The sequence below is a fragment of the Nonomuraea corallina genome (assembly GCF_027620315.1).
In the GTDB taxonomy this organism is placed as follows: Bacteria; Actinomycetota; Actinomycetes; order Streptosporangiales; family Streptosporangiaceae; genus Nonomuraea; species Nonomuraea corallina.
In genome coordinates this window covers 1-25,486 of the sequence record NZ_JAPNNL010000014.1, presented here as the reverse complement: position 1 = coordinate 25,486, position 25,486 = coordinate 1, and the positions used below count along the sequence as shown (strand labels likewise).

Annotated in this window: 15 protein-coding genes; 12 read left to right on the top strand and 3 right to left on the bottom strand. The window is 71.9% G+C overall.

What is annotated here, in order from left to right; all coding sequences use genetic code 11:
* Positions 1 to 55: 55 nt before the first annotated feature.
* From OUY22_RS05920 to OUY22_RS05880, 9 genes are all read left to right on the top strand, one after another.
* Positions 56 to 2,353 carry a TIM-barrel domain-containing protein gene (locus OUY22_RS05920; protein WP_270153743.1) on the top strand — a complete coding sequence of 766 codons (2,298 nt, stop codon included), beginning with the start codon at positions 56 to 58 and terminating at the stop codon, positions 2,351 to 2,353.
* Complete coding sequence (locus OUY22_RS05915; protein ID WP_270153742.1) at positions 2,350 to 3,645, top strand: ABC transporter substrate-binding protein; 1,296 nt, start codon at positions 2,350 to 2,352, stop codon at positions 3,643 to 3,645. Before OUY22_RS05920 ends, OUY22_RS05915 begins: the two co-directional genes overlap by 4 nt.
* The gene (locus OUY22_RS05910) at positions 3,646 to 4,509 is read left to right on the top strand and encodes a carbohydrate ABC transporter permease (RefSeq protein WP_270153741.1); all 864 of its coding nucleotides are present in this window, start codon (positions 3,646 to 3,648) and stop codon (positions 4,507 to 4,509) included.
* Positions 4,506 to 5,327, top strand: a complete 822-nt coding sequence (locus OUY22_RS05905) for a carbohydrate ABC transporter permease (protein ID WP_270153740.1) — start codon at positions 4,506 to 4,508, stop codon at positions 5,325 to 5,327. The genes OUY22_RS05910 and OUY22_RS05905 overlap by 4 nt, the downstream gene beginning before the upstream one ends.
* Positions 5,328 to 5,352: 25 nt before the next feature.
* The gene (locus OUY22_RS05900) at positions 5,353 to 8,241 is read left to right on the top strand and encodes a glycoside hydrolase family 3 C-terminal domain-containing protein (protein WP_270153739.1); all 2,889 of its coding nucleotides are present in this window, start codon (positions 5,353 to 5,355) and stop codon (positions 8,239 to 8,241) included.
* Positions 8,242 to 8,465: 224 nt separating this feature from the next.
* Complete coding sequence (locus tag OUY22_RS05895) at positions 8,466 to 11,180, top strand: cellulose binding domain-containing protein (protein ID WP_270153738.1); 2,715 nt, start codon at positions 8,466 to 8,468, stop codon at positions 11,178 to 11,180.
* Between the two features lie 207 nt (positions 11,181 to 11,387).
* Positions 11,388 to 12,602, top strand: coding sequence for an ROK family transcriptional regulator (locus OUY22_RS05890; RefSeq protein WP_270153737.1), 1,215 nt, complete (start codon positions 11,388 to 11,390; stop codon positions 12,600 to 12,602).
* A 106-nt stretch (positions 12,603 to 12,708) separates the two neighbouring features.
* Complete coding sequence (locus OUY22_RS05885) at positions 12,709 to 15,468, top strand: glycoside hydrolase family 3 protein (RefSeq protein WP_270153736.1); 2,760 nt, start codon at positions 12,709 to 12,711, stop codon at positions 15,466 to 15,468.
* On the top strand, positions 15,465 to 16,469 hold the full coding sequence (locus OUY22_RS05880) for a LacI family DNA-binding transcriptional regulator (RefSeq protein WP_270153735.1): 1,005 nt from the start codon (positions 15,465 to 15,467) through the stop codon (positions 16,467 to 16,469). The genes OUY22_RS05885 and OUY22_RS05880 overlap by 4 nt, the downstream gene beginning before the upstream one ends.
* An 89-nt stretch (positions 16,470 to 16,558) precedes the next feature.
* Here the strand turns inward: OUY22_RS05880 and OUY22_RS05875 are convergent, their stop codons facing one another.
* The 3 genes from OUY22_RS05875 to OUY22_RS05865 form a co-directional block, all read right to left on the bottom strand.
* Positions 16,559 to 18,007: a serine hydrolase domain-containing protein gene (locus OUY22_RS05875; RefSeq protein ID WP_270153734.1), complete on the bottom strand. Its 1,449-nt coding sequence runs from the start codon at positions 18,005 to 18,007 to the stop codon at positions 16,559 to 16,561.
* 126 nt (positions 18,008 to 18,133) lie between these two features.
* Positions 18,134 to 19,516: a hypothetical protein gene (locus OUY22_RS05870; RefSeq protein ID WP_270153733.1), complete on the bottom strand. Its 1,383-nt coding sequence runs from the start codon at positions 19,514 to 19,516 to the stop codon at positions 18,134 to 18,136.
* A 221-nt stretch (positions 19,517 to 19,737) separates the two neighbouring features.
* On the bottom strand, positions 19,738 to 21,483 hold the full coding sequence (locus OUY22_RS05865; RefSeq protein ID WP_270153732.1) for an acetyl/propionyl/methylcrotonyl-CoA carboxylase subunit alpha: 1,746 nt from the start codon (positions 21,481 to 21,483) through the stop codon (positions 19,738 to 19,740).
* Positions 21,484 to 21,675: 192 nt separating this feature from the next.
* Here OUY22_RS05865 and OUY22_RS05860 point away from each other — a divergent pair, with 192 nt between their 5' ends.
* The 3 genes from OUY22_RS05860 (at position 21,676) to OUY22_RS05850 (ending at position 25,332) form a co-directional block, all read left to right on the top strand.
* A complete protein-coding gene (locus OUY22_RS05860; protein ID WP_270153731.1) occupies positions 21,676 to 21,948 on the top strand; it encodes a WXG100 family type VII secretion target in 273 nt (90 codons plus the stop codon).
* Positions 21,949 to 22,023: 75 nt separating this feature from the next.
* Positions 22,024 to 23,172: a S8 family serine peptidase gene (locus OUY22_RS05855; protein ID WP_270153730.1), complete on the top strand. Its 1,149-nt coding sequence runs from the start codon at positions 22,024 to 22,026 to the stop codon at positions 23,170 to 23,172.
* A 69-nt stretch (positions 23,173 to 23,241) separates the two neighbouring features.
* On the top strand, positions 23,242 to 25,332 hold the full coding sequence (locus OUY22_RS05850; protein WP_333486613.1) for a serine/threonine protein kinase: 2,091 nt from the start codon (positions 23,242 to 23,244) through the stop codon (positions 25,330 to 25,332).
* The last annotated feature ends 154 nt before the right edge of the window (positions 25,333 to 25,486 follow it).

The following is a 25,486-nucleotide window of genomic DNA, read 5'->3' as shown; positions in this document are numbered from 1 at the left end:
GGTATGGGCACCAAACTAATTCACGAGTTCCGCGCTGTTCGGAAAAGGAGCGCCCATGCCCTACCGCCCCCCGCTCGTCGCGCACGAGTACTTCGTCGCCGATCCGCCCGAACTGCCGGTGCGTGCGCGCGGCGAGGGTGGTCTGTCCGCGCTGACCGCCGCCGAACTGGTCGCCGCCGATGGCGCCGCGGTGATGCTGAAGGCCGTCACCACCGCGGAGGAGACCCTGGTCGTGCAGGTGGGGGCGGCGGGCGAGGGCGTGATCCGGGTCAGGCTGAGCGCGGACGCCGACGCCAGGCCGCGGTCGGAGCGGGCCATCGCGCTGGTGACGCCGGGCTCGTACGCGGGGGCGAGGGCCGAGGTGACGCCGGGGGAGCCGATCGTGATCGACGCGGGCTCGCTGCGCGCGGAGATCACGCTCACGCCGTGGCACCTGCGCTTCACCGACGCCACCGGCGCCCCGCTGGTCGAGCAGGACCGGGGACACGTCGACATCAGCGGGCGGCTGCGCACGCTGCCGTTCGGCCGGTCCTCGGCCGGGGGCGCGCACGTGGCCTTCCACGAGAGCTTCGCCGCCGCGCCCGACGAGGCGTTCGCCGGGTTCGGGGAGTCGTTCGCGCCGCTCGACAAGCGCGGCCAGCGCCCGCTGATGTGGAACTTCGACGCCTTCGGCGCCGAGTCGCAGCGCGCGTACAAGAACATCCCGCTCTACGTGTCGAGCCGGGGGTACGGGGTGCTGGTCGACAGCGGCGGGCCCACCGAGTTCGACGTGTGCCAGTCGACCCACAGCGCGGTGCAGATCGTGGTGCCCGACGACGTCCTGGACTACTACGTGCTGGCCGGGCCGACGCCGGTCGAGGTGCTGGAGCGGTACGACGGGCTGACCGGGCGGCCGGCGCTGCCGCCCAAGTGGGCGTTCGGCACCTGGATCTCCTCCGGCTTCTGCGTCGACAGCCAGGAGCGGGTGCTGGCCAGGGCGCGCGCGATCAGGGAGCGCGGCATCCCGTGCGACGTGCTGCACCTGGACACCTACTGGCAGACCGACGGCCACTGGTCGGACCTGCGCTGGGACCCGGTCACCTTCCCCGAGCCGGAGGCGATGCTGGCGGAGCTGGACGCGATGGGGTTCAAGGTCTGCCTGTGGATGAACCCGTACATCTCCCGGCTGAGTCCGGCGTTCCAGGAAGCCGCCGATGCCGGATATTTCCTGAAAAAGCCGGATGGGGAGCCGTACGTGGCCGACACCTGGCACGGCTCGTACCCCGCCTGCGGCATCCTCGACCTCACCGACCCCGACGCCGTCCGCTGGTTCCAGGAGCGGCTGCGGGCGCTGCTGCGCCAGGGCGTGCAGGCGTTCAAGACCGACTTCGCCGAGGGCGTGCCGCACGACGCGGTCGCCGCCAACGGCATGACCGGCACCGACCTGCACAACGTCTACACGCTGCTGTTCAACGACGCCGTCGCCGAGGTCACCCGGGAGGTGCACGGGCACGGACTGGTGTGGGCGCGCTCGTCGTTCCTCGGCGGCCAGCGGCACAGCGCCCAGTGGAGCGGCGACACCTACACCAGCTACGCCGCGATGGGCAGCACGATCCGGGGCGGGCTGGCGCACGGCCTGTCCGGGGTGCCGTACTGGAGTCACGACGCCGGCGGCTTCACCGGCAGGCCCAGCGACGACCTGTTCGTCCGGTGGACCCAGTTCGGCGCGCTGTCACCGCTGGTGCGGCTGCACGGCACCACCAGCAGGGAGCCGTGGGAGTTCCCGGCCGTGGAGGAGCACGCGGTGGCCGCGCTCCGGCTGCGCTACCGGCTGATGCCCTACATCTACTCGGCCGCCGTGGACGCCGCCAGGACGGGCGCGCCGATGATGCGGGCGCTCTGCGTCGACCACCCCGGCGACCCGGTCGCCTGGCAGGCGGACCTGCAGTACCTGTTCGGCCATGACCTGCTGGTCGCGCCGATGATCTCGCCGGATGGCGTGCGCGAGGTCTACCTGCCGGAGGGCCGGTGGGTGGACTGGTGGACGGGCGAGGTGCACGTCGGGCCCCGCTACGTGCGCGTGGCCAAGCCGCTGGCGGAGCTTCCGCTGTTCGTCCGGCACGGCGCGCTGATCCCGGTCGCCGAGCCCGGCGCGACCGTCTCGACGCCCGGCGAGCTCACGCTGGTCGCCTTCGGGAGCGGCGACCGCCGCATGCGGATCCACGACACCGACGGGGAGACCGCCGTCACGGCCGTACGGGACGGCGACACGCTGCGCGTGACCGTCTCCGGCCCGAAGCGGGTCGCCGCCGTCGAGTTCGCCCCGGTGCCGGGCGCGCCCGGCCGGGCCGTCATCACCCAGGAGGAAACATGATCGGAAAGTCTGGCGTGGCGGCGCTGGCAGCCATGGTGCTGGCCCTCTCGGCCTGCGGTTCCGGCGCGGAGAGCCCGCCGGGCGACGGGCCCCGGGTGCTCAAGCTCTGGCACTACGAGTCCGCCGAGTCCGCCATGGGCAAGGCCTGGGCCGAGGCGATCAAGAGGTTCGAGTCCACTCACCCGAACGTCAAGGTGGAGTTCGAGGAGAAGAGCTTCGAGCAGATCCAGAAGACCGCGAGCATGGTGCTCAACTCCGACGAGGCGCCCGACCTCATGGAGTACAACAAGGGCAACGCCACCGCCGGTCTGCTCTCCAAGCAGGGCCTGCTCGCCGACCTGAGCGCCGAGGTCACCGGGCGCGGCTGGGACAAGCTGCTGCCGGGCGGGCTGCAGACCACCGCCAGGTACGACGAGCGCGGCGTCATGGGCTCCGGCCAGTGGTACGGCATCCCGAACTACGGCGAGTTCGTGATGGTCTACTACAACAAGGACCTGTTCGAGAAGCACAAGGTCGAGGTGCCGACGACCTTCGAGGAGTTCACCGCCGCGCTCGACGCCTTCGTCGAGGCCGGGGTGACCCCGATCGGCACGGCCGGGGCCGAGTATCCGGCCCAGCAGATCTTCTACCAGCTCGCGCTCAGCAAGGCCGACCGCGCCTGGGTGGACAGGTTCCAGGCGTACCACGGCAAGGTCGACTTCCACGGCCCCGAGTTCAGCTACGCCGCGCAGACGTTCGCCGACTGGGTGGCCAAGGGCTACCTGGACGAGAAGTCCGCCGGGGTCAAGGCCGAGGACATGGGCGTCGCGTTCATGAAGGGCGAGCACCCGATGATGGTCAGCGGGAGCTGGTGGTACGGCCGCTTCGCCTCGGAGATCAAGGACTTCGCGTGGGGCCACTTCCTGTGGCCGGGCGCGACGATGGCCCCCGGTTCCAGCGGCAACCTCTGGGTGGTGCCGGAGAAGTCGCAGAACAAGGACCTGGCCTACGACTTCATCGACATCACGATGAGCAAGGAGGTCCAGAACCTGCTGGGCAACTCCGGTGGCGTGCCGGTCGCGGCCGACCCGGCGGCGATCACGGACGCCAAGAGCAAGGAGCTGATCGAGAGCTTCAACACGCTGACCGGCCGCGACGGGCTGGCGTTCTACCCCGACTGGCCGGCGCCCGGCTACTACGACGTCATGGTCGCCGCCACGCAGAACCTCATCAACGGCAGCAAGCAGCCGGCCGCGATGCTGGACGAGCTGGCCCAGCCGTACGAGGACAACCTCGCCGACCTCGGCAACTAGATGCGCGTCCGGAAGCAGGGCTACTGGCCCTACCTGGTGCCGAGCCTGGTGCTGTTCCTGGCCGTCATCGTGGTGCCCTTCCTGATGAACCTGGGCGTGAGCCTCACCCGCTGGTCGGGGGTGGGCACGCCCAGGTGGGTCGGGCTGGAGAACTACGCCCGGTTGCTGAAGGACGAGCGGTTCTGGCAGTCGTTCCAGAACAACGTGGCGCTGATCTTCGCGATGGCGGTCGTGCCCACGGTGCTCGGCCTGCTCCTGGCGGCGGCCCTGTTCGACCACGTCGGCAAGCGGTTCGGCCCCCGCACCGCCTCGGCGCTGCGCGCCCTGTACTACCTGCCGCAGGTGCTGCCGGTGGCGGTGGCCGGGGTGGTGTGGGGCTGGATGCTGCACCCGTCCTACGGCGCGGTCAACCAGATTCTCGGCCTGGAGCTCGACTGGCTGGGCGACCCGGATCTGGCGCTGGCCACGGTGATGGCGGTGATGGTCTGGTTCCAGCTCGGCTACCCGCTGGTCATCTTCATGGCCGGGTTACAGCGGGTGGACCCGGCCTACTACGAGGCGGCCGAGCTGGACGGGGCGTCGTGGTGGCGCAAGGTGTGGCACATCACGATCCCGCAGATCCGGCCGGAGATCTTCGTGGTGCTGCTCACCTGCACGATCGCGGCGCTCAAGGTGTTCGGGCCGATCTTCGTGCTCACCCGGGGCGGGCCGGGCAACGCCACGCTGGTGCCGTCGTACTTCTCGTACCTGAACTTCTTCCAGAAGAGCAACGTCGGGTACGGGTCCGCGATCGCCACCGTGCTGGCCCTGATCATCGTCGTGGTGACGTTCCTGTTCCTGCGGGTGCAGGAGCGTGAGCGGTGAGGGGGCCGGGGCGCTGGGCGGTGCTGGCGGCGCTGACGGTGGCGGCGCTGGCGATGGTGTTCCCGTTCGCCCTCGTGGCGCTCAACGCGGTCAAGACGCCTGAGGAGTACGCGTCGGGCGGGCCGCTGGGCCTGCCCGGCGGCCTCTACCTCCAGGGCATCGTGGACTTCTGGAACCGGGTGGACTTCGGTGAGAAGCTTTGGAACAGCCTGCTGATCAGCGGTTCCGTCGCGGTGCTGGCGGTCGTGCTGTCGGTGCTCAACGCGTACGCGCTGGGCATCGGGCGGGTGCGCGGCCGGCTGTCGATCCTGGTGCTGTTCCTGGTGGCCAACACGCTGCCGCAGGAGGCGCTGGCCTACCCGCTGTACTACCTGGCCAAGGAGGCCGGGCTGTACGACACCCGGCTGTCGATGATCATCATCTTCACCGTGATCCAGGCGGCGTTCGGCACGTACCTGCTCAGCGCGGTGCTCGGCCAGTTCCCGAAGGAGATCCTGGAGGCGGCCGAGATCGACGGGGCCGGGCGGTTCAGGGCGCTGGTCAGGGTCGTGGTGCCGATCAGCCGGCCGACGATCAGCGTCCTGCTGATCTTCTTCTTCATCTGGACCTGGAACGAGTTCTTCCTGCCGTTGATCTTCCTCATCTCCAACGACACCCAGACCGTGCCGGTCGCCCTGGGCGTGCTGCAGGGCGAGCGGTACATGGACGCGACCATGTCCAGCGCCTCCGCCCTGCTCGGCATCGTCCCGGCGGTGGCGTTCTTCCTGATCTTCCAGCGCACGCTCACCCGAGGCATCACGGTCGGGGCCGTGAAGTGAGCCACCCCCTCCCGAGGAGAAGCCCATGAGAAGACGGTTACGCATCCCGATCCTGCTCGCGCTCACCCTGGTCGCGGCGCTGCTCACGGCTCCGGCCGGGGCCGCCGCCGACTTCCCGTTCCGCGACCCGTCGCTGCCGGTGGAGCGGCGGGTGGCCGACCTGCTGGGCCGGCTGACGCTGACGGAGAAGCTGGGCCTGCTGCACCAGTCGCAGGCGGCCATCCCGCGGCTCGGCGTGCCGTACCACAAGAACGGCACCGAGGCGCTGCACGGCGTCGCCTGGTCCAACGACCTGAACGACAACTGGAACCAGAAGCTCGCCTCCGGCACCGTGTTCCCGCAGGCGGTCGGCCTGGCCAGCACGTGGGACCCGGAGCTGATCAAGCGGGTCGGCTCGGTCGTCGGCGACGAGGTCCGGGGACACAACGCGATCAACCCGACGCTGTGGGGGCTGCAGGTGTGGGCGCCGGTGGTCGACCCGCTGCGCGACCCCAGGGCCGGCCGGAACGAGGAGGGCTACTCCGAGGACCCGCTGCTGACCGGCGCCATCGCCACCGCGTACGGCAAGGGGCTGCGGGGCGACGACCCGTTCCACCTCAAGACCGCGCCGGTGCTGAAGCACTACCTGGCCTACAACAACGAGGTGAACCGGAGCCTCACCTCCTCCAATCTCACCCCCAAGCTCAAGCACGAGTACTACCAGCGGCCGTTCAGGGAGGCGCTCTCGGCGAAGGCCGCGACCGGGGTGATGGCCTCGTACAACCTGGTGAACGGGCGGCCCAACCACGTCAACGCCGACCTCCAGGACGTCGTGAGGTCGTGGACGGACGAGACGCTCTACAACGTCAGCGACGCCTGGGGCCCGCACGCGCTCACCGACCTGGAGCGCTACTTCGACGACAAGCCCGAGGCGTTCGCCGCGGTGCTCAAGTCAGGGCAGGACAGCTTCACCATCGACGGCAGTGACACCGGACCGCTGGTGACGCACCTCACCGCCGCCCTGGAGCGGGGCCTGATCACCGAGGCCGACGTGGACCGGGGCGTCAGCCGGGCGCTGACCATCCGGTTCCGCCTGGGCCACTTCGACCCCGACGGGGGGCCGTACAAGGGGATCGGCGCGGACGTGATCGACAGCCCCGCGCACCGCGCGCTCAACCGCGAGACCGCCGGCAAGGCCGCGGTGCTGCTGAGGAACTCCGGCACGCTCCCGTTCGCCGCGCCGAAGTCGGCGGCCGTGGTCGGGCCGCTGGCGGACCGGCTCTACAGCGACTGGTACGCGGGCCGGATGCCGTACCAGGTCACCCCGCTGGACGGGATCAAGGAGCGGGTGGCCGGCGTGACCACGGGCGAGGGCCTGGAGCGGATCGCGCTCAGGCACGTCGGGTCCGGCAAGTACGTCACCGCGACCGGCACCGGCCCTGACGACAACGCCGCCCTGACCGACACCGCCCCGACGCCCGCCTCGCAGTGGGACGTGACCGACTGGGTGAGTGACGTCTCGACGCTGCGCAACGCGGGCAACGGCAAGCTGCTCGGCGGCGACTGGCGTTCGCTGGACACCGACGACGACGACCCCCACGGCTGGTACGTGCAGCAGCAGTTCTCGCTGGAGAAGCAGGGCGACGGGACCTATCTGATCCGGTACGCGGGCTTCGAGAGCGTCGAGGGCTGGTACGCGCTGCCCGACCCGTACGTGACCGTGACCGCCGACGGGGCGCTCGCGCTGGCTCCGAAGGCGCAGGCGGCGCGGTTCGCCAAGGAGGTCGTCTCCGACGGCATCGCGGCGGCGGCCGAGCAGGCCCGCGCGGCCGAGGTGGCGGTCGTGGTCGTCGGCAGTCACCCGTGGGTGCACGGCCGCGAGTTCCACGACCGGGACGACCTGCGGCTCGGCGACGGGCAGAGGCGGCTGATCGAGGCGGTGCGCCAGGCGAACCCGAAGACCGTGGTGGTGCTGGAGACCAGCTATCCCGTCGTCGTGGACGCCCCGGCGCTGCTGTGGACCACGCACGCCGGCGCGGAGACCGGGCACGCGGTCGCCGACGTGCTCTTCGGCGACGTCAACCCGGCCGGGCGGCTCACCCAGACCTGGCCGGCCGGCGACGACCTGCCCAGCATCCTGGACTACGACCTGGTCAAGACCGGGATGACCTACCTGTACGACAAGGACAGGCCGCTGTTCGCCTTCGGCCACGGGCTCAGCTACACCACCTTCGGCTACCAGGGGCTCAAGGTTCAGGGCGAGCAGGTGAGCGTCAAGGTCACCAACACCGGCCGGGTCGCGGGCGAGGAGGTCGTCCAGCTCTACACCCACCAGCGGCAGTCCCGCTTCGCCCAGCCGGTCAAGCAGCTGCGCGGCTTCCAGCGGGTCGCGCTGGCTCCGGGCGGGTCGAAGACCGTGACGTTCCCGCTGAAGAAGGCCGATCTGGCGGTGTGGGACCACACGCGGGACAAGGAGGTGGTCGAGACGGCCACGCACGACGTGCTCGTGGGTTCGGCCGCTGACCGGATCAGGCAGCGCACGACGTTGCGGGTGAGCGGGGAGAAGGTGCCCCCGCGCGACCTGACCAGGACGACCAGGGCGATGAACTTCGACGACTACGCGGGCGTCACGTTCGCCGACGAGAACAAGGTGCGCGGCGACGTGGTGGCCGGGTCGGACGGCGGCTGGATCTCCTTCACCGACACCGTCCACGGCGGCCGGCTCAGCGCCGGGGTGGCGTCGGTCGAGGGCGGCTCGATCGAGCTGCGGCGCGGCTCGCCGAAGGGCGCGCTGCTCGCCACCGCGCGGGTGCCGGCCACGGGCGGGGTGTACGCCTACGAGACGGTCACGGCGCGGCTCCAGCCCGGCTCCGGTGACCTGTACGTGGTCTTCCGGGGCGACGTGCGGCTCAGGGACCTGGCCCTGGCCCGCTGAGGACCGTCGGCCCGGCGCGGGGGCATGGACCCGCACCGGGCCCGACTTATTTCGTTGTCCATCCAAACTATTGACGCTCAGTCCAGGCGTGTGTGAGCCTCATAGTGCTCATGCGCGAAGGCGCGGCGACGGTCAGGGTCCCTGCAACCTGGTCGTGCATGGCGGTCATCTGTTCGTCCTCGGGCACGCCTTCTCCCGGCGTGCCGGGAAAAGGAGAGCCGCTCATGCGAAAGGCATTGCTCAGCCTGCTCGCGATCACCGCCGTCCTGCTGGTCACAGCAGTGGTGCGGATGACCCCGGTGTCCGCCGTCGCGGCGGACCCGTACAGCTTCAAGAACGTGCGGATCGACGGTGGCGGGTTCGTGCCCGGCATCGTCTTCAACCCCACAGAACGCGACCTGATCTACGCCCGCACCGACATCGGCGGCGCGTACCGATGGAACCAGTCGTCGAAGTCCTGGACGCCGCTGCTCGACTGGGTGGGCTGGGACAAGTGGGGCTGGAACGGCGTGATCAGCCTGGCCACCGACCCCGTCCAGACCAAGCGGCTGTACGCGGCCGTCGGCATGTACACCAACGACTGGGACCCGAACAACGGCGCCATCCTGCGCTCCACCGACAAGGGCGACACCTGGCGGGCCACCGAGCTGCCGTTCAAGCTCGGCGGCAACATGCCCGGCCGCGGCATGGGCGAGGCGCTCGCCGTCGACCCCAACCGCAACAGCGTGCTCTACCTCGGCGCCCCCAACGGCAACGGCCTGTGGCGCAGCACGGACTACGGCGCCACCTGGGCGAAGGTGACGAGCTTCCCCAACCCTGGCGACCACGCCGACGACCCGAGCGACCCCAACGGCTACCAGAGCCACCGCCCCGGCGTCGTCTGGGTGACCTACGACCCGCGCTCGTCCTCCTCCGGCGCCGCCACCAGGACCATCTACGTGGGCGTCGCCGACAAGCAGAACACCGTCTACCGCACCACCGACGCCGGCGCCACCTGGCAGCGGGTGGCGGGCCAGCCGACCGGCTACATCGCGCACAAGGGCGTGCTGGACGCCGAGAACGGCCACCTGTTCATCGCCACCAGCGACACCAGCGGCCCGTACGACGGCGCCAAGGGCGACGTGTGGCGGCTCGACACCGCGACCGGCACGTGGACCCAGGTCAGCCCGGTCCCGTCGTCCAGCGCCGACGACTACTTCGGCTACAGCGGCCTCACCCTCGACCGGCAGAACCCCGGCACGCTGATGGTCGCCACCCAGATCTCCTGGTGGCCTGACGTGATCTTCTTCAGGTCGACCGACTCCGGCGCCACCTGGACCCGGGTCTGGGACTGGACCTCCTACCCGAACCGCAGCTTCCGCTACGAGATGGACGTCTCCGAGGCGCCCTGGCTGACCTTCGGCACCAACCCGCAACCGCCCGAGGTCACGCCCAAGCTCGGCTGGATGACCGAGTCGCTGGAGATCGACCCGTTCGACTCCGACCGGATGATGTACGGGACCGGCGCCACGATCTACGGCACCGAGAACCTCACGCAGTGGGACGCGGGCGGCCGCTTCACGATCAGGCCCATGGCCAAGGGCCTGGAGGAGACCGCGGTGCTCGACCTGATCAGCCCGCCCAGCGGCGCCCCGCTGATCAGCGGCCTGGGCGACATCGCCGGGTTCCGGCACACGAACCTGGACGCGGTGCCGCCGATGATGTTCACCTCGCCCACCTTCACCTCCACCACCAGCCTCGACTACGCCGAGCGGAACCCGGCCGTGATGGTGCGGGCGGGCAACTTCACCGACTCCGACCGGCCCAACGACAGCCACGTGGCCTTCTCCACCGACGGCGGCGCCAACTGGTTCCAGGGCACCGAGCCCGGCGGGATCAACGAGGGCGGCACGGTCGCGGCGGCGGCCGACGGCTCCCGCTTCGTGTGGGCGCCGCGCGGCGTCACCCCGCACTACTCGGTCGGCTTCGGCACCTCCTGGACCCAGGCGCAGGGCCTGCCCACGGGCGCGATCGTCGAGTCCGACCGGGTCAACGCCTCGAAGTTCTACGGCCTGGCCGGCGGCCGGTTCTACGTCAGCACGAACGGCGGCGCGTCGTTCACCGCCACCGCGGCCTCCGGGCTGCCCGCGACCGGCAGGTTCAAGGCCGTGCCCGGCGTCGAAGGCCACCTCTGGCTGGCGGGGGAGGGCGGCCTGTGGCGCTCGACCGACAGCGGCGCGTCCTTCACCAAGCTTTCCGGGATCACCGGCTCGGTGAACGTCGGCTTCGGCAAGGCCGCGCCCGGCGCGACCTACATGGCGATCTACGCGGTGGCCACGATCGACGGCGTCACGGGCCTCTACCGCTCCGACGACACCGGCGCGAGCTGGCTCCGGATCAACGACGACGAGCACCAGTGGGGCAACATGGGCGAGGCGCTCACCGGTGACCCCCGCGTGTACGGCCGCGTCTACCTGGGCACCAACGGCCGCGGCATCATCTACGGCGACCGCACCGGCCCGCCGGTCACCGTGACCCCCACGATCACCCCGACCATCACGCCGACCATCACGCCGACCATCACGCCGACCATCACGCCGACCATCACGCCGACCATCACGCCGACCGTGACGCCCACCATCACCCCGACCACCGGGACCGGCTGCACGGCCACTTACCAGGCGGGCAACCAGTGGCCCGGCGGCTTCCAGGCCGAGGTCACGGTCCGCAACACCGGCGGCTCGGCCATCACCGGCTGGCGGGTGACCTGGACCTGGCCGGGTGACCAGCGGATCAGCCAGCTCTGGAGCGGCTCGCACACCCAGACCGGGGCGAACGTGAGCGTGACCAACGCCGGCTACAACGGCAACCTGGCGCCCAACGCCGGCACGTCGTTCGGCTTCAACGGCAGCCAGTCCAGTACCGGCTCCCCGCCGGCCCTGACCTGCAACCCCGTCTAGCCTGAGGGCGCCCCTGCGGGGCGCCCTCACCCTTTGACGCCCCGATCAGCGGGCCCCTGGAGAAGTGACGCCCGCCTTAGTTGGTATTCCAGCCAAACAAACTAGACTGTGACCGCGACCCCGAGGGAGCGTCGCGGTCACAGGTTGGTGAAGGGCGTCGGCGATGCGGCATGCTGGGGTCACTTCTCGGCGGGAACGGGGCTCATATTGATCACTTCCACGACCGGCCCGCAGCCGGCCGACTTCGCGGACGTCCGGGCCACCAACCTCGCGGTCGTGCTCCGGTTCGTGCGCGAGCACGCGCCGTGCTCCCGCGCCGACATCGCGGCCGGCACCGGCCTCAACAAGGCGACCGTCTCCAGCCTGGTCGCCGACCTGATCGACCGCCGCCTGGTCCGCGAGACGGGCCTCACCGAGAACCGCGTGGGCAGGCCCGCCACCATGCTCGTCCTCGACGGCTCCCCGTACGCCGCGATCGGGGTCGAGATCAACGTCGACTACGTCTCCGCCGTGGCCACCGACCTGGCGGGGGAGCGGCTGCTGGCCTGGCGGCGCTCCTTCAGCGCGGGCGAGTCGGTCAACCAGGGGGTGGCCAACGTCGCCGCCGTCATCCGGCGGGTGGTCAACCGCATGGCCAAGGAGGAGCGGCAGGTCCTCGGCCTGGCCGTGGCGGTGCCCGGCCTGGTCGACGTGAACGGCACCGTGCGCATCGCGCCCAACCTCGGCTGGCGCGACGCCGACCTCGGCGGCGACCTGGCCAAGGCGCTGCGCGACCCCGGCTTCGCGATCCAGGTCGACAACGACGCCAACCTCGCGGCGCTGGCCGAGCAGCGCTTCGGCGCCGGCGCGGGGGCCTCCGACCTGGTCTACCTCACCGGGCAGATGGGCGTCGGGGCGGGCGTCATCCTCGACGGGAGGCTGCGCAGGGGCCGCCTCGGCTACAGCGGCGAGCTCGGCCACGTCCAGCTCGACCCCGAGGGCCCCGCCTGCCGCTGCGGGCGGCGCGGGTGCCTGGAGGCGATGGCCGGCGTCGGCGCCGTGCTGCGCCGCGCCGACCCGTCACCGGCCGAGATCGAGATCGAGCTGGAGGAGGTCGTCAGGTCGGCGCGGGCCGGCGACGAGGCCACGCTGTCCACGCTCGGCGCCGTCGGCGCAGCCCTGGGCCGGGGCGTGTCGATCATCGCCAACCTGCTCAACCCTCAGCTGATCGTCCTGGGCGGCTACTACGTGCCGCTGGCGCCGTGGCTGCTGCCGCCGGCCCGCGCGGCCGTGCTCGACGGCGCCATCGCGCCGCAGGCCGGCGGCTGCCAGGTGGTGGCCTCCACGCTCGGCCACGACGCGGCGGCCCTGGGCGGCGCGGCGCGGGTGCTCGACTCCTTCGATTCCGGAAGATTGCCGGGCGGAATCTCACGAACCTCTTGACCCGGCTTCACACCCGCGTGCACCCTTCAGGAAACCCGGAGAAACACTGAGGTAACTCCACCGGCCGGTCATCGAAGCGCTTCGACACTCCCCTCAGAGGATGGCCATGCACGAACCCTTCCGCGACCCTGAGCTCCCTCTCCACGACCGGATCGCCGACCTGTCGCGCAGGCTCACGCTCGACGAGAAGATCGGCCTGCTCCACCAGTACCAGGCGCCCGTCGACCGGCTCGGCGTGGCCGCGTTCCGTACCGGCACCGAGGCCCTGCACGGCCTGGCCTGGCTCGGCCCCGCCACCGTGTTCCCGCAGGCCGTCGGCCTGGCCTCGACCTGGGACCCGGACCTGGTCCGCCGCGTCGGCGAGGCCGCCGGCGACGAGGTGCTCGCCTTCCACCACAAGGACCCGACCGGCGCCGGGCGCAACGTCTGGGCCCCCGTGGTCAACCCGCTGCGCGACCCGCGCTGGGGGCGCAACGAGGAGGGCTACTCGGAAGACCCGTGGCTCACCGGACTCATGGCCGCGGCCTACGCCTCGGGCCTGCGCGGCGGCGACCCCCGCGTGCTGAAGACCGCGCCCACGCTCAAGCACTTCCTCGCCTACAACAACGAGACCGACCGCTGCGTCACCTCCAGCAACGTGCCGCCCCGGGTGCTGCACGAGTACGAGCTGCCCGCCTTCAGGCCCGCCATCGAGCAGGGCGCAGCGGTGGCCGTCATGCCCTCCTACAACCTGGTCAACGGCCGGCCCGCGCACCTCAGCCCGCTCATCGGCGAGGTCCTGCGGGCCTGGGCGCCGGACGACCTGCTCGTGGTCAGCGACGCCTGCGCGCCCGGCAACCTGGTCTCGCCGCAGGGCTACCACGCCGACCCCCCGGAGGCGTACGCGCACGCGATCAGGGCCGGGCTGGACAGCTTCACGCAGGACGACGACCGGTCCGAGGCCACGCTCGGGCACATCAGGGAGGCGCTGGAGCGCGGGCTGATCGGCGAAGCCGACCTCGACGCCGCCGTGCGGCACCTGCTGTCGATCCGCTTCCGGCTCGGCGAGTTCGACCCCGCGACCCCGTACGACCACCTCACCGAGGAAGTGGTCAACTGCCCGCGCCACCAGGACCTGGCCCGTGAGGCGGCGCGGCGCTCGTTCGTGCTGTTGGAGAACGACGGGCTGCTGCCGCTGCGCGACGTCGCCACCGTCGCGGTCGTCGGCCAGCTCGGCGACACGCTCATGGAGGACTGGTACAGCGGCACGCTCCCGTACGCCGTCACCGCCCGCGCCGGGCTGGCCGAACGGTGCGAGACCGTCTTCTGCGAGGCCGTCGACCGGGTGACGCTGACCGCCGAGGCGGGTCACGTGGTGGCCGACCCGGCAGGCGGGCCGCTCAGCCTCGGCGCCGAGCCGGGCCTGTTCGACGTGTTCGACTGGGGCGGCGGCGCCTACGCGCTGCGCGCCGCCGCCACCGGCCGGTTCGTCTCCGTGGACGACGGCGTGCTGGTCAACGACCAGCCGGGGCCGAACGGGTGGGAGGTGCGCCAGACGTTCCGGATGGAGGAGCGGCCGCGCGGCGCTCTGACGCTGCGCCACATCGCCACCGGCTGCTACGTCGGCGTCGCGGGCGACGGGACGCTGCGCCTGGTCGACGACGCCGACCGGGCGCTCTGGCTGTCGCTGGAGGTGGTCAGGAGCGGCGCCCGGCAGGCCGCCGAGCTGGCCGCCGCCGCCGACGTGGCGGTCGTGGTCGTCGGCGACCACCCGCTGGTGAACGGCCGCGAGACCGAGGACCGCAGCACGCTGGCGCTCGCCCCCGCCCAGGACGCCGTGGTCCGGGCCGTGCTCGCCGCCAACCCGCGCACGGTCATGGTGATCAGCAGCGGCTACCCGCTCACCTGGACCGCCTCGGGGGTGCCGGCGGTGCTCTGGTCCGCGCACGGCGGGCAGGAGTACGGCCACGCCCTGGCCGAGGTGCTGCTCGGCGACGCCGAGCCGGAGGGGCGGCTCACGCAGACCTGGTACCGCTCCGAGCAGGAGCTGCCCGACCTGCTCGACTACGACATCATCACCGCCGACGCCACCTACCTGTACTTCCGCGGGACCCCCCGCTACCCGTTCGGGCACGGCCTCGGCTACACCGACTTCGCCTACTCCGGCCTGACGGTCGCGTGCGACGGCGACCGGGTGCGCGCCGCGGTGACCGTGACCAACACAGGCCCGCGCGAGGGCGTCGAGGTCGTCCAGTTCTACACCCATCAGCAGCGCTCCCGCGTCAAGCAGCCGCTGCGCCGGCTGCGCGGCTTCGAGAAGGCGCGGCTCGCGCCCGGCGAGAGCCGCACCGTCCATCTCGACCTGCCGGTACGCGACCTGGCCTGCTGGGACGTCACCAGCGGCCGGTTCGTCGTGGAACGCGCCCCGCACCGGCTCATGGCCGGCCGCAGCGCCACCGACCTGCGGGTCGGCGCCTGCTTCGAGGTCGACGGCGAGGTCATCCCGCCGCGCCGCGGCCTGCTGCGCGCCGTGGACCACGACGAGTACGACGCGATCACGTTCACCGCGTCGGACCGCGAGCGCGGCGAGGCGGTCCTGTCCGACGCCGAGGGTGCCTGGATCGTGTTCCGGCAGGTGGACCTCACCGGCGCGGCCTCCTGCCTGGCCGTGCTCGGGAGCACCGAGGGTGGCATGATCACCTTACGGATCGGCGACCCCCTCTACGGCCGGCCGATCGCCGCCTTCCCCGTGCCCAGGACCGGCCGGTACGACCTGCGCGCCGTCGCCGCCTCCCTTGCGGGCACGCGGGGAGTGCACGATCTTTATGTCGTGTTCGAGAACGAAGGGGTCACGCTGAGCCAGATCGACATCGGGGCCGGGACTTGAGCGGGCGCACCGTCACCATCACGGAGGTCGCCCGGCACGCCGGCGTGGCCGTGAGCACCGTCTCGTACGTGCTCAGCGGCAAGCGCACGATCTCGGCCGGCACCCGGCGCCGGGTGCTCGACAGCATCGACGCGCTCGGCTACCACCCGCACGCAGGCGCCCGCGCCCTGGCCAGCAAGCGGGCCAACGTCATCGCCCTGGTGCTGCCGCTGCGCGCCGGCATGCACGTCCCGGTGCTGATGCGCTTCGCCAGCGCCGTCGTCACCGCCGCCCGCCGCTACGACCATGACGTGCTGCTGCTCACCGCCGACGAGGGCACCGACGGCATCAGGCGGGTGGCGGCCAGCGCGCTGGTGGACGCGTTCGTGCTCATGGACGTCGAACTGGACGACAACCGGGTGCCGCTGCTGCGCGAGCTGGCCGAGCCCAGCGTGCTCATCGGCTTCCCGGCCGAGCCCGCCGGCCTCACCTGCGTCGACCTCGACTTCGCCGCCGCCGGCGGGCAGTGCGTCGCCCACCTGGCCGAGCGCGGCCACTCCAGGATCGCCCTGCTCGGCGCGCCCGCCGTGGTGTACGAGCGCGGCACCGGCTTCGCCCGCCGCACCCGCGAGGGCTTCGTCGCCGCCGTCGCCGCACACAGGGTGGCGGGGGTGGCGCTGCCCTGCGAGGAGACGTTCGACGAGGTGTACGCGACGCTGGCCAGACTGCTGCGGGACCAGCCGGACCTGTCCGGGCTCGTGGTGCACAACGAGGCCGCGGTCGGTCACGTGCTCAGCGCGCTGCGCCAGCTCGGCCGGCGCGTCCCCGCCGACGTGGCGGTGGTGGCGATCTGCCCGGACGACGTGGCGGAACGTGCCAGCCCGGCCCTCACCTCGGTCCTGATCCCGGCCGAGGAGGTGGGCCGGGAGGCGGTGCGGCTGCTGATGGAGAAACTCGACGGCAGGACCGTCCCGGACGCCACCCTGCTCGCGCCGCACCTCGCGCTGCGCGCCAGCACCTGACCGGGAACGGTCCTCAGCGGATCAGGAAGCCTCCAGCGGATCAGGAAGCGTCCAGCGGATCAGGAAGCGTTCAGCCGATCAGGAAGCGTTCAGCCGATCAGGAAGAACGCGAACGCGGCCAGCAGCACGATGGCGATCACGGGGGACAGCCAGGTGCGCCAGGTCACCGGCTTCGCGCTGACCGGCAGCACCGGCCGGCGGGCCACGGCGGCGGCCACGGCGGCGCCCAGGACACCGGCGCCCAGCGCCCACACGAACGGCGGCACCACGTCCCAGCCGCCCGCCGTGTGCCCCAGCCCGAGGAAGAGCACCGCCCACAGGGCCCGGGTCGCCACCGAGACCCGGTCCAGCACCGGCGCCCGGAACGCCGAGTAGAGCAGGCCCAGCCCGAGGAAGGGGAAGACCAGGGCGAAGATCAGCGGCCGGATCTCCGGACCGCCGCCGGCCGGCGGCTCGGCCCCGAGCAGGCGCAGGCCCACCCCGTCGACCGCCGTGCCGGTGTTGCCCATGACCACCACGCCCCGGCCGGACGCCCGGTCGAAGCCCGCGTACGTGCGGAACCCGCCGGTCCCGCCGTTGTGCCAGGTGACCTCGCGCTCCCCGTACCGGGTGGTGAACCAGCCGTAGCCGATCCGCTCGCCGTCACCGGCGTCGAAGCGCGGGGTCGCCGCGTCCGCGCCCGGCGCGGAGCCCGCCATCACCGCCTGGACGAGCCGGGCGACGTCGTGCGCGGTGGACCAGACGGCGCCGCCCGCGCCCGCGTGCCCGTGGTCGCGCCACGGCTCCATCGGCAGCCCGTTCACGTTCTGGCCGCGGGCGTGCCGGGCCGGCAGCGGCTCGTCCGGCTGGAGGACGACGGTGGCGTCCATGCCGAGCGGTGCCAGCAGCCGCGTGCGCAGCAGGGTCTCGTAGTCGGCGCCCGCCCGCTCGGCCAGCGCCTGCCCGAGCAGCGCCGCGCCGAGGTTGGAGTAGGAGACCTCGCCCCGCTTCCCGGCGGAGACGGCCGCGGCGTCGTCCAGCATGCTCCGCGGCCCCGCGGCGGCGTACGGGTCCTCGCCGGCGAAGACGTACAGGTACGAGCGCAGGAAGCCCACCGGCGTCATGCGCAGGGTGGGGATCCCCGCCCGGTGCGAGGACAGCTCGGCGAGGGTCGCCCCGGCCACGGCGGGGTCGGAGAAGGCGACGCGCGGGAGCAGGTCGCGCACCGGGGTGTCGGGGGAGAGCCCCTCGCTCGCCAGGTCGGCCAGCAGCATCCCGGTCATCGGCTTGGTGATCGACCCGAGCTCGTAGGCGGTGTCCTGGTCCACCGGCCGGGGGTCGGCGCCGCCGGTGTCGCCCACTCCGGCGTAGCGGACCCGGCCGTCCTCGATGAGCGCCACGGACAGGCCCCGGAATCCCTCCTGCCCGGCGGCGTTGCGTACCAGCTTCGCCAGGGCGGGGTCGCCGGTCGTCGCGGGGCCCAGCGTGGGCGGGGCCGGAGCGACGAACAGGGCGAGGGCGGCCACGACGAGGGCGGCCAGGGCGGAGGCTCGCTTCATGCTCCGAATCTACGTAATTTCAAAACTTCGGTCAAATGGAGTTCGTGGCGCGGGCGGCTCCGCAAAGACGAGAACGCGCCCCCCGAAGGGAGCGCGCTCGCGTGGATGTGGGTGTGGTGGTGCGGCCTACCAGTCGCCGCCGCCGAAGTCGCCGCCGCCGAAGTCGCCCCAGCCGCCACCGCCGCCGAAGTCGCCTCCGCCGAGGTCACCGCCTCCGCCGAAGTCGCCGCCACCGGCACCGGCGTCGTAGCCGCCGCCCATCATGCCGCCCATCATCATGCCGCCCATGCCCCAGCCCATCATGGAGCCCATCATGGTGCCGATGAACATGCCGGTCATGATGTCGCCGAACCCGCCGTAGTAGCCGTAGGCGTACGGCTGGTAGGCAGGGCCCGCCTCGTAGTAGGGGCGGCGCTGGCCGTTGACCATGACCTCGCGCGTCTGCGGGTCGAAGCCGCGCTCCACCGCCTCGGCGTCGGCCTTGCAGGCGGGCACGTCGCGCACCGCGCCACCGGGCGGGGCCCAGCGCACGTCGCGGGCCGAAGGACCGTGCTGCGGGTTGAAGAAGCAGGGCGCGCGTCGCTCGGGCACCGGCTGGTTGTCGACCCTGGCCTTCACGACGGCCAGCGCGTAGCGGCCCTCCTCCAGCGTGCCGGTGACCTCGCGGACCTGGTCGGCCCGCTCGACCGCGGCGAGCTGGGTCTTGGCCTTCTCGTAGGAGTCGAGGGCCTGCTGCCACTCGTCGATGTGCTTGCCGCCCTCACCGGAGAGCACGACGTCGGTGTCGAGCGCGGTGATCTCCTCACCGAACTTGGTGACGTCCTCCTCGACGGTCTGCTTGACCGCGGCCAGGTCCTTGGCGTCCTGGATGGCCTGCTTCTTCTTCTTGTTGCGCGAGTAGAGGAAGTAGCCGCCACCGCCGGCCAGCGCGAGCACGCCCAGCGTGGCCAGCGCGCCGAAGCCGCTGCCGTCGTTGACCGGGCCGGAGTCGAGCGCGGAGCGTGACTTGCCCTCGGCCATGAGATTGACCCGGGCGATGAAGTCCTGCATGCCGGAGACGAGGTCGTCGTTGTTGCGCACGGCGAGCTTCGACAGCTGGTCGGTCATCCCGGCCCTGCCGAAGTTGGACGCGGCGAAGAGCGTCGGGCCGTCGAGCACGGCCACGGTGAACTGGCCACCGGAACCGGACTTCTTGGCCTCGGAGACCGCGTCGCCGAGCTGCTTGATGTAGCCGGCGGGGTCGCTCACCGTGTTGTCGGGCAAAGCGGCCAGATAGATGTCGTTCTTCGAGTCCTTGAGCGCGTCGCGGATCTCGGACTGCTGGTCGGAGCTGAGGGCCGACCCTGACTGCACGTAGAGCGGGTCGCCGCTCTTCCAGTGGGCGAGCACCGTCTGGGCATCGGGCGGCGCCGCCGCCGCGTTAACGGCAGGGGACAGCGCAAGAGTGACGAATAGACCGGCGATGAGAACCGCGATCGCGGCCCCTGCGCGGCGCAGCGGATGTGTCATTGGCAGCAAGCCTCCTTCGCCCATGAGGACGAACGGGCGGTCGGCAAAGTTCCTCACTGGGCACGCTACCCGCCCCGAACGCTCGGGGCGCACGGCGGATTCCCCGGGATCACCCGCCCCGAACGTTCAGGGCGCACCGCGATTCCGAAAAGGCCGGGCAGCGACCACGCATGCCCGGCATTTCGGGAAACGGCGGGATCGGGGCCGATCCCGCCGTGCCGTCACGCTTCCTTGATCTCGCAGATCGTCGCCCCCGACGTGACCGTCTGGCCGACCTGCGCGGCCAGGCCGGTGATGACGCCGGACTTGTGCGCCGTCAGCGGCTGCTCCATCTTCATGGCCTCCAGCACCACCACGGTGTCGCCCTCGGCCACCGTGTCGCCGTCGCCGGCCACGACCTTGACGATCGTGCCCTGCATCGGGGAGACCAGCGCGTCGCCGCCCGCCGCCGCCTTCTTCGCGCCGCCCGCCGCCCGCCGGGGCTTCTTGGCGCCGGAGGGCGCCGCCGCGGTTGCGCCGAGACCCGCGGGCAGCACGACCTCCAGCCGCTTGCCGCCGACCTCGACCGTGACCGTCTCGCGCGCCTCCGGCTCGGCGGTCTCGGTCGCTCCCGCGTACGGGGCGATGGTGTTGTCGAACTCGGTCTCGATCCACCGCGTGTGGACGGCGAACGGCTCGGAGACGAAGGCCGGGTCGGACACGACCGCCCGGTGGAACGGCAGCACCGTCGGCATGCCGTCGATCTCGAACTCGGCCAGCGCGCGCCGCGACCGCTCCAGGGCCTCCTGGCGGGTGCGGCCGGTCACGATCAGCTTGGCCACGAGCGAGTCGAACGCGCCCGGCACCGTCATGCCGGCCTCGTAGCCGCCGTCGAGCCGCACGCCGGGGCCCGACGGCGCCCGCATGGCCGTGAGCGTGCCGGGGGCGGGCAGGAAGTCGCGGCCCGCGTCCTCGGCGTTGATCCGGAACTCGATCGAGTGACCGCGCAGCTCGGGGTCGTCGTAGCCGAGCGGCTCGCCGTCGGCGATCCGGAACATCTCGCGGACGAGGTCGACGCCCGCGACCTCCTCGGTCACCGGGTGCTCGACCTGGAGGCGGGTGTTGACCTCAAGGAAGGAGATGGTGCCGTCCTGGCCGACGAGGAACTCGCAGGTGCCGGCCCCCACGTAGCCGGCCTCCTTGAGGATGGCCTTGGAGCTGGAGTAGAGGATGCCGAGCTGCTCGGGGCTGAGGAAGGGCGCGGGCGCCTCCTCCACCAGCTTCTGGTGGCGGCGCTGCAGCGAGCAGTCGCGCGTGCTGACCACGACGACGCCGCCGTGGCTGTCGGCCAGGCACTGGGTCTCGACGTGCCGCGGCCGGTCGAGGTAGCGCTCGACGAAGCACTCGCCGCGGCCGAAGGCGGCCACCGCCTCGCGCACCGCCGACTCGTACAGCTCGGGGACCTCCTCCAGGCGGCGCGCGACCTTGATGCCGCGACCGCCGCCGCCGTACGCGGCCTTGATCGCGATCGGCAGGCCGTGCTCCTCGGCGAACGCGACGACCTCCTCGACCCCGGACACCGGGTCCTTGGTGCCGGCGACCAGCGGCGCGCCCACTTTCTGGGCGATGTGCCTGGCCTGCACCTTGTCGCCGAGCGCGGCGATGGCGGCGGGCGGCGGGCCGATCCAGATCAGGCCCGCGTCGATGACCGCCTGGGCGAATCCGGCGTTCTCGGCCAGGAAGCCGTAACCGGGGTGCACCGCGTCGGCGCCGGAACGGGCCGCCACGTCGAGCAGCTTGCCGATGTCGAGGTAGGTCTCCGCGGGGGACTGACCGGCCAGGGCGTACGCCTCGTCGGCCACTTTCACGTGGAGGGCGTCGCGGTCCTGGTCGGCGTAGACGGCCACGCTTCCGAGGCCGGCGTCCTTGCAGGCGCGGGCCACTCGTACGGCGATCTCGCCGCGATTGGCGATGAGAACCTTCTGCACCGACATCCATCCTTCCTGGGCGAGCACTGAGGGGGAGTGTAGGTGCTCGAAAACGATCGGCTACAGGTGGGTCAGGCCAGATGGTGCTGCATTCGACCATAGCCGCTCGGTATGAAGGCCGACGTGGCGGTGAGGGCGCCTCTAGGGTGAGGGCGCTTCGTCCGATCAGGCGTCCCCAATCAGGAGGTATGCGTGAGCCAGAGCATGCTCGGCGGCGACCCTGCAGAGATGCAGACGATGTCCGCTCAGTTCAAGCAGCAGTCCGAGGCCGTGCGCGCCACGATGGCGGCGCTGGACAAGGAGGCCGCCAAGGTCGGCACGGCCTGGACGGGTCCCGGTGCCCAGAAGTTCCAGGGCGCGTGGCAGAGCTACCGGACCGCCTTCCAGCGCATGACCGAGGAGCTGACCGAGGCGTCCCGGGTCATCGACACCTACCGGGGCAACATCGAGTCCGCGACGCGCTGACGCGGCCATGGCGGAAGCCCCGGCGTCGCCGGGGCTTCCCGCGCGCGGGAATCGGGCACGCTACGCTTTCCCGACATGATCGGTCGCGCCTTCCTGGCGAGCCTGCTCGCCCTGCACGTCGTCGCGGCGCCGGCGGCGGCCGCCGCGCCGGACGAGTGCAAGCCGGAGAAGGGCACGCTCAAGCTGCCCGCCAGTGAGCCCTGGGCGCAGAAACGGCTCGACATCAAGAGCGCCTGGCGGCTGACCAGGGGCGAGGGAGTGACGGTCGCCGTCGTCGACAGCGGCGTCGACTACAGCCACCCGCAGCTGCGCATCTCCAAGATCATCGACGAGACCCACACCGGCCACCACGACTGCGTCGGCCACGGCACCGCCGTCGCGGGCATCATCGGCGCCCGCTACCTGGAGGGAGTGCCCTTCCACGGGGTCGCGCCCGACGCCAGGCTCGTCGTGCTCAAGCAGAGCAACAAGCCCCAGGGCAGCATCGGCAAGCTGGTCGACGCGATCAACGACGCCGTCGAAGCCAAGGCCGACGTGATCAACGTGTCCGTCCGCGCCTCCGACCACCCGGCGCTGAGGGCCGTGGTCCAGCGGGCGCTGGCCGACGACATCGTCGTGGTGGCCGCCGCCGGGAACGTCACCGGCCCGGACGACGAGGACGTGCCGGCCTACCCTGCCTCCTACGAGGGCGTCCTGTCGGTCGGCGGCGCGGGGCCCGACGGCGGCCGGGTCGACTCCTCCAACGCCGCCACCCCGGTCGGCGTCATCGGCCCCGGCATCGACATCACCGCCCCCTGGCCGGGCCGCAGCTACATGCGCGGCCTGGAGGGCACGAGCTACGCCACCCCGTACGTCGCGGGCACGGCCGCGCTGGTCCGGGCCCGCTTTCCGCAGCTCAACCAGGAGCAGGTGCGCCGCCGCATCATCGCCACCGCCGACGGCACGGCCGGCGCGGGCACCGGGGCCGGCATGGTGAACCCGGTGCTCGCCGTCACGGCCGTGCTGCCCTACGAGGCCGCGAACGTGCCCGTGGTCGCCGAGCCGCCGGCGTCCGCGCTCCCGGCCGACGCGATCGCCAAGGTGCCGCCCCGCGACGAGACCGCCATCGGCGTCGCCGCCGCCATCGGGACGGGCGCGCTGATCGCCGCCATACTGGTCGGCGCCCTCGCGGTGCTCATCCCGCTCGGCCGGAGGCGGGGCTGGCGCGCCGGGTCGCGGTCTTGATCACAAATTGTGAATGAATTCGGTAAACGCTGATGAAACTACTGATACAAATGGGTCAGATGCGGTTGAATGTCCCTTCGAGATCTTGCCTTTAGTGAAGGGACGCAGATGCACCCCCTGCGGCCGGGTGATCCCGAAAAGCTCGGCGCGTACGTCATCTCAGGACGCTTGACCGATGGGCCGCGAGGCTCGGTCTTCCTCGGTAAGGAGTCCGACGACGCGCCTTTGAGAGTCGTCAAGTTATTGCCGTCCTCCGAGGCGGGCAGCGATGACCTCGCCCGTCACACCGGAGTGCAGCGCGTGTCCAGCGCCTCCGTCGCCAGGACGCTGGAGGCGGGCACGTACGAGAACCGCGTCTACGTGGTGCGCGAGCACGTCGAAGGACGCAGCCTCGCGGAGGTCGTGGCCGAGGACGGCCCCCTCGACGCCGACGCGGTCGAGCGGGTGGCCGTCGGCACGCTCACCGCGCTGACCGCGATCCACCTGGCGGGCATCACGCACCGCGGGCTCACGCCGCACAACGTGATCATCGGGGCCGACGGCCCCCGGGTGACCGACATCGACCTCGGCGAGCCCGCCGGGGAGCTCGGCTACCGCGCGCCGGAGCAGATCCGGGGCCTGGCGTACGGGCCCTACGCCGACATCTTCGCCTGGGCGGCGACGGTGGTGTTCGCCGCGACCGGCCGGCCGCCGTTCGGCCAGGACGAGGACGCCGTGCTCAACGGGCAGCCGGAGCTGGGCGAGCTGGCCGAGCCGCTGCGCCGGGTGGTCATGTCCGCCCTCGCCAAGAACGTCGCCCAGCGCCCGACCACCGACATGGCGCTGCTGCAGCTCCTCGGTGACAAGCGCGGCACCGCCCTGGCCACCCAGAAGCCGTCGTCCCAGCCGATCGAGGGTGTCCCCGTACCGGGTGTGCCAGGGCCGGGCGCGGTCCTGCCGGGCGTGCCCGTGGCCGGGGGCCCTGTACCGGGCGCGGTCCTGCCAGGGGTGCCCGTGGCCGGGGGTCCCGGACCGGGAGCGCCGCTTCCGGGCGTGCCCGTGGCGGGGATGCCTCCGCAGCAGGTTCCGCCGGCGCAGAACTGGGGACCGCCTCTGGAGCACCAGCAGCAGGCGGCGCTTCCGCCCGGGGCCCACCCGGCGCCCGGCCCCGCCTGGGAGGCGCCGCGCGAGCAGCCGCCGCACGTGGCCGTGCCCGCGCAGGCCGTCTCCTCGTCGCCCAAGCGCAAGTTCCCGATGGGGCTGGCCGCCGCGGTCGGCGCGCTGGCGCTGCTGTCCGGCGCGGGCCTGTGGGGAGCCAACCACTACGCCGCGACCGAGCGGTTCGAGCCGGCGGCCGCCGCGGGAGAGCGGGTGGACCAGCGCGGCTCGGGCAGCGGCAAGGTGGAGAACGGCGTGAGCGTGCCCAGCCAGGCCCCCGTCCAGGTCGAGACACCGCCGGACCAGTCCGAGGTGGTGGTGCCGTGGGCCACCCCCTCCAACTCCGACCCTGACAGCGTCGGCCCGATGGTGCTGCCCAACGAGTGGGAGGGCCAGGCCACCGCGACCCCCGAGCTGAGCACGGTGCCGACCCCGGCCCCGATCGTCACCCAGCCGGTCGCGCAGCCGACGGTGACCGTGACCGCTCCCCAGGCCCGGGAGGACACCCCGACCCCCACGCCGACGCCGACGCGGTCGCGGAACATGGTCCACCCGACGGTCACCGTCACCGCCACGCCCACCCCGACCGTCACCGTCACGCCGACTCCGACCGTCACCGTCACCCCGACGCCCACGCCGACGGTCACGGTGACGGCGACCCCGAGCGTCTCCGCCACGTCGACCCAGGCGCAGCCGGTGCAGAACCCGCACACGCCCGAGAAGGTCTGCGGTGAGGGCTTCCAGGTCCAGCGGAACAAGGCGTTCATCGGCGGCGAGATCTTCCTGCTCTACAACGAGAAGAGCGGTCAGGTCTGCGGTGTCACGATGAAGAGGATGGACATCGGCAAGGCCTCCCCGGTGAGCGTCACCCTCGACGTCCACGGCCACGGGAAGCCGTCCGCCTCCGGCAACTTCGAGTACTACGCCGGGCCGGTCAAGCACTACGGCAAGGGCAAGTGCGTCCGGTTCTCCGGCAGCGTCGGACCCGAGACCGTGCACGACGACCTGCCCAAGTGCACCTGACCTGAGCGAAGCGAAACCCCTCCGGTGCTTCCGGAGGGGTTTCGCCGTTTCACGGCGGCCCGGCCGGGTTCCTGATCGGTTGACACCCGATCGTTCTTGCACCGCGATATGCCCGACGAATGGACATTCCCCCTAGGCGGGGGGATTGCCGGCC

What these genes read in the sequence shown, in the direction of transcription:
- OUY22_RS05920 (WP_270153743.1), top strand. Translation starts at nt 56, where the DNA reads ATGCCCTACCGCCCCCCGCTCGTCGCGCACGAGTACTTCGTCGCCGAT.
- OUY22_RS05915 (WP_270153742.1), top strand. Translation starts at nt 2,350, where the DNA reads ATGATCGGAAAGTCTGGCGTGGCGGCGCTGGCAGCCATGGTGCTGGCC.
- OUY22_RS05910 (WP_270153741.1), top strand. Translation starts at nt 3,646, where the DNA reads ATGCGCGTCCGGAAGCAGGGCTACTGGCCCTACCTGGTGCCGAGCCTG.
- OUY22_RS05900 (WP_270153739.1), top strand. Translation starts at nt 5,353, where the DNA reads ATGAGAAGACGGTTACGCATCCCGATCCTGCTCGCGCTCACCCTGGTC.
- OUY22_RS05895 (WP_270153738.1), top strand. Translation starts at nt 8,466, where the DNA reads ATGCGAAAGGCATTGCTCAGCCTGCTCGCGATCACCGCCGTCCTGCTG.
- OUY22_RS05885 (WP_270153736.1), top strand. Translation starts at nt 12,709, where the DNA reads ATGCACGAACCCTTCCGCGACCCTGAGCTCCCTCTCCACGACCGGATC.
- OUY22_RS05875 (WP_270153734.1), bottom strand. Translation starts at nt 18,007, where the DNA reads ATGAAGCGAGCCTCCGCCCTGGCCGCCCTCGTCGTGGCCGCCCTCGCC.
- OUY22_RS05870 (WP_270153733.1), bottom strand. Translation starts at nt 19,516, where the DNA reads ATGACACATCCGCTGCGCCGCGCAGGGGCCGCGATCGCGGTTCTCATC.
- OUY22_RS05855 (WP_270153730.1), top strand. Translation starts at nt 22,024, where the DNA reads ATGATCGGTCGCGCCTTCCTGGCGAGCCTGCTCGCCCTGCACGTCGTC.
- OUY22_RS05850 (WP_333486613.1), top strand. Translation starts at nt 23,242, where the DNA reads ATGTCCCTTCGAGATCTTGCCTTTAGTGAAGGGACGCAGATGCACCCC.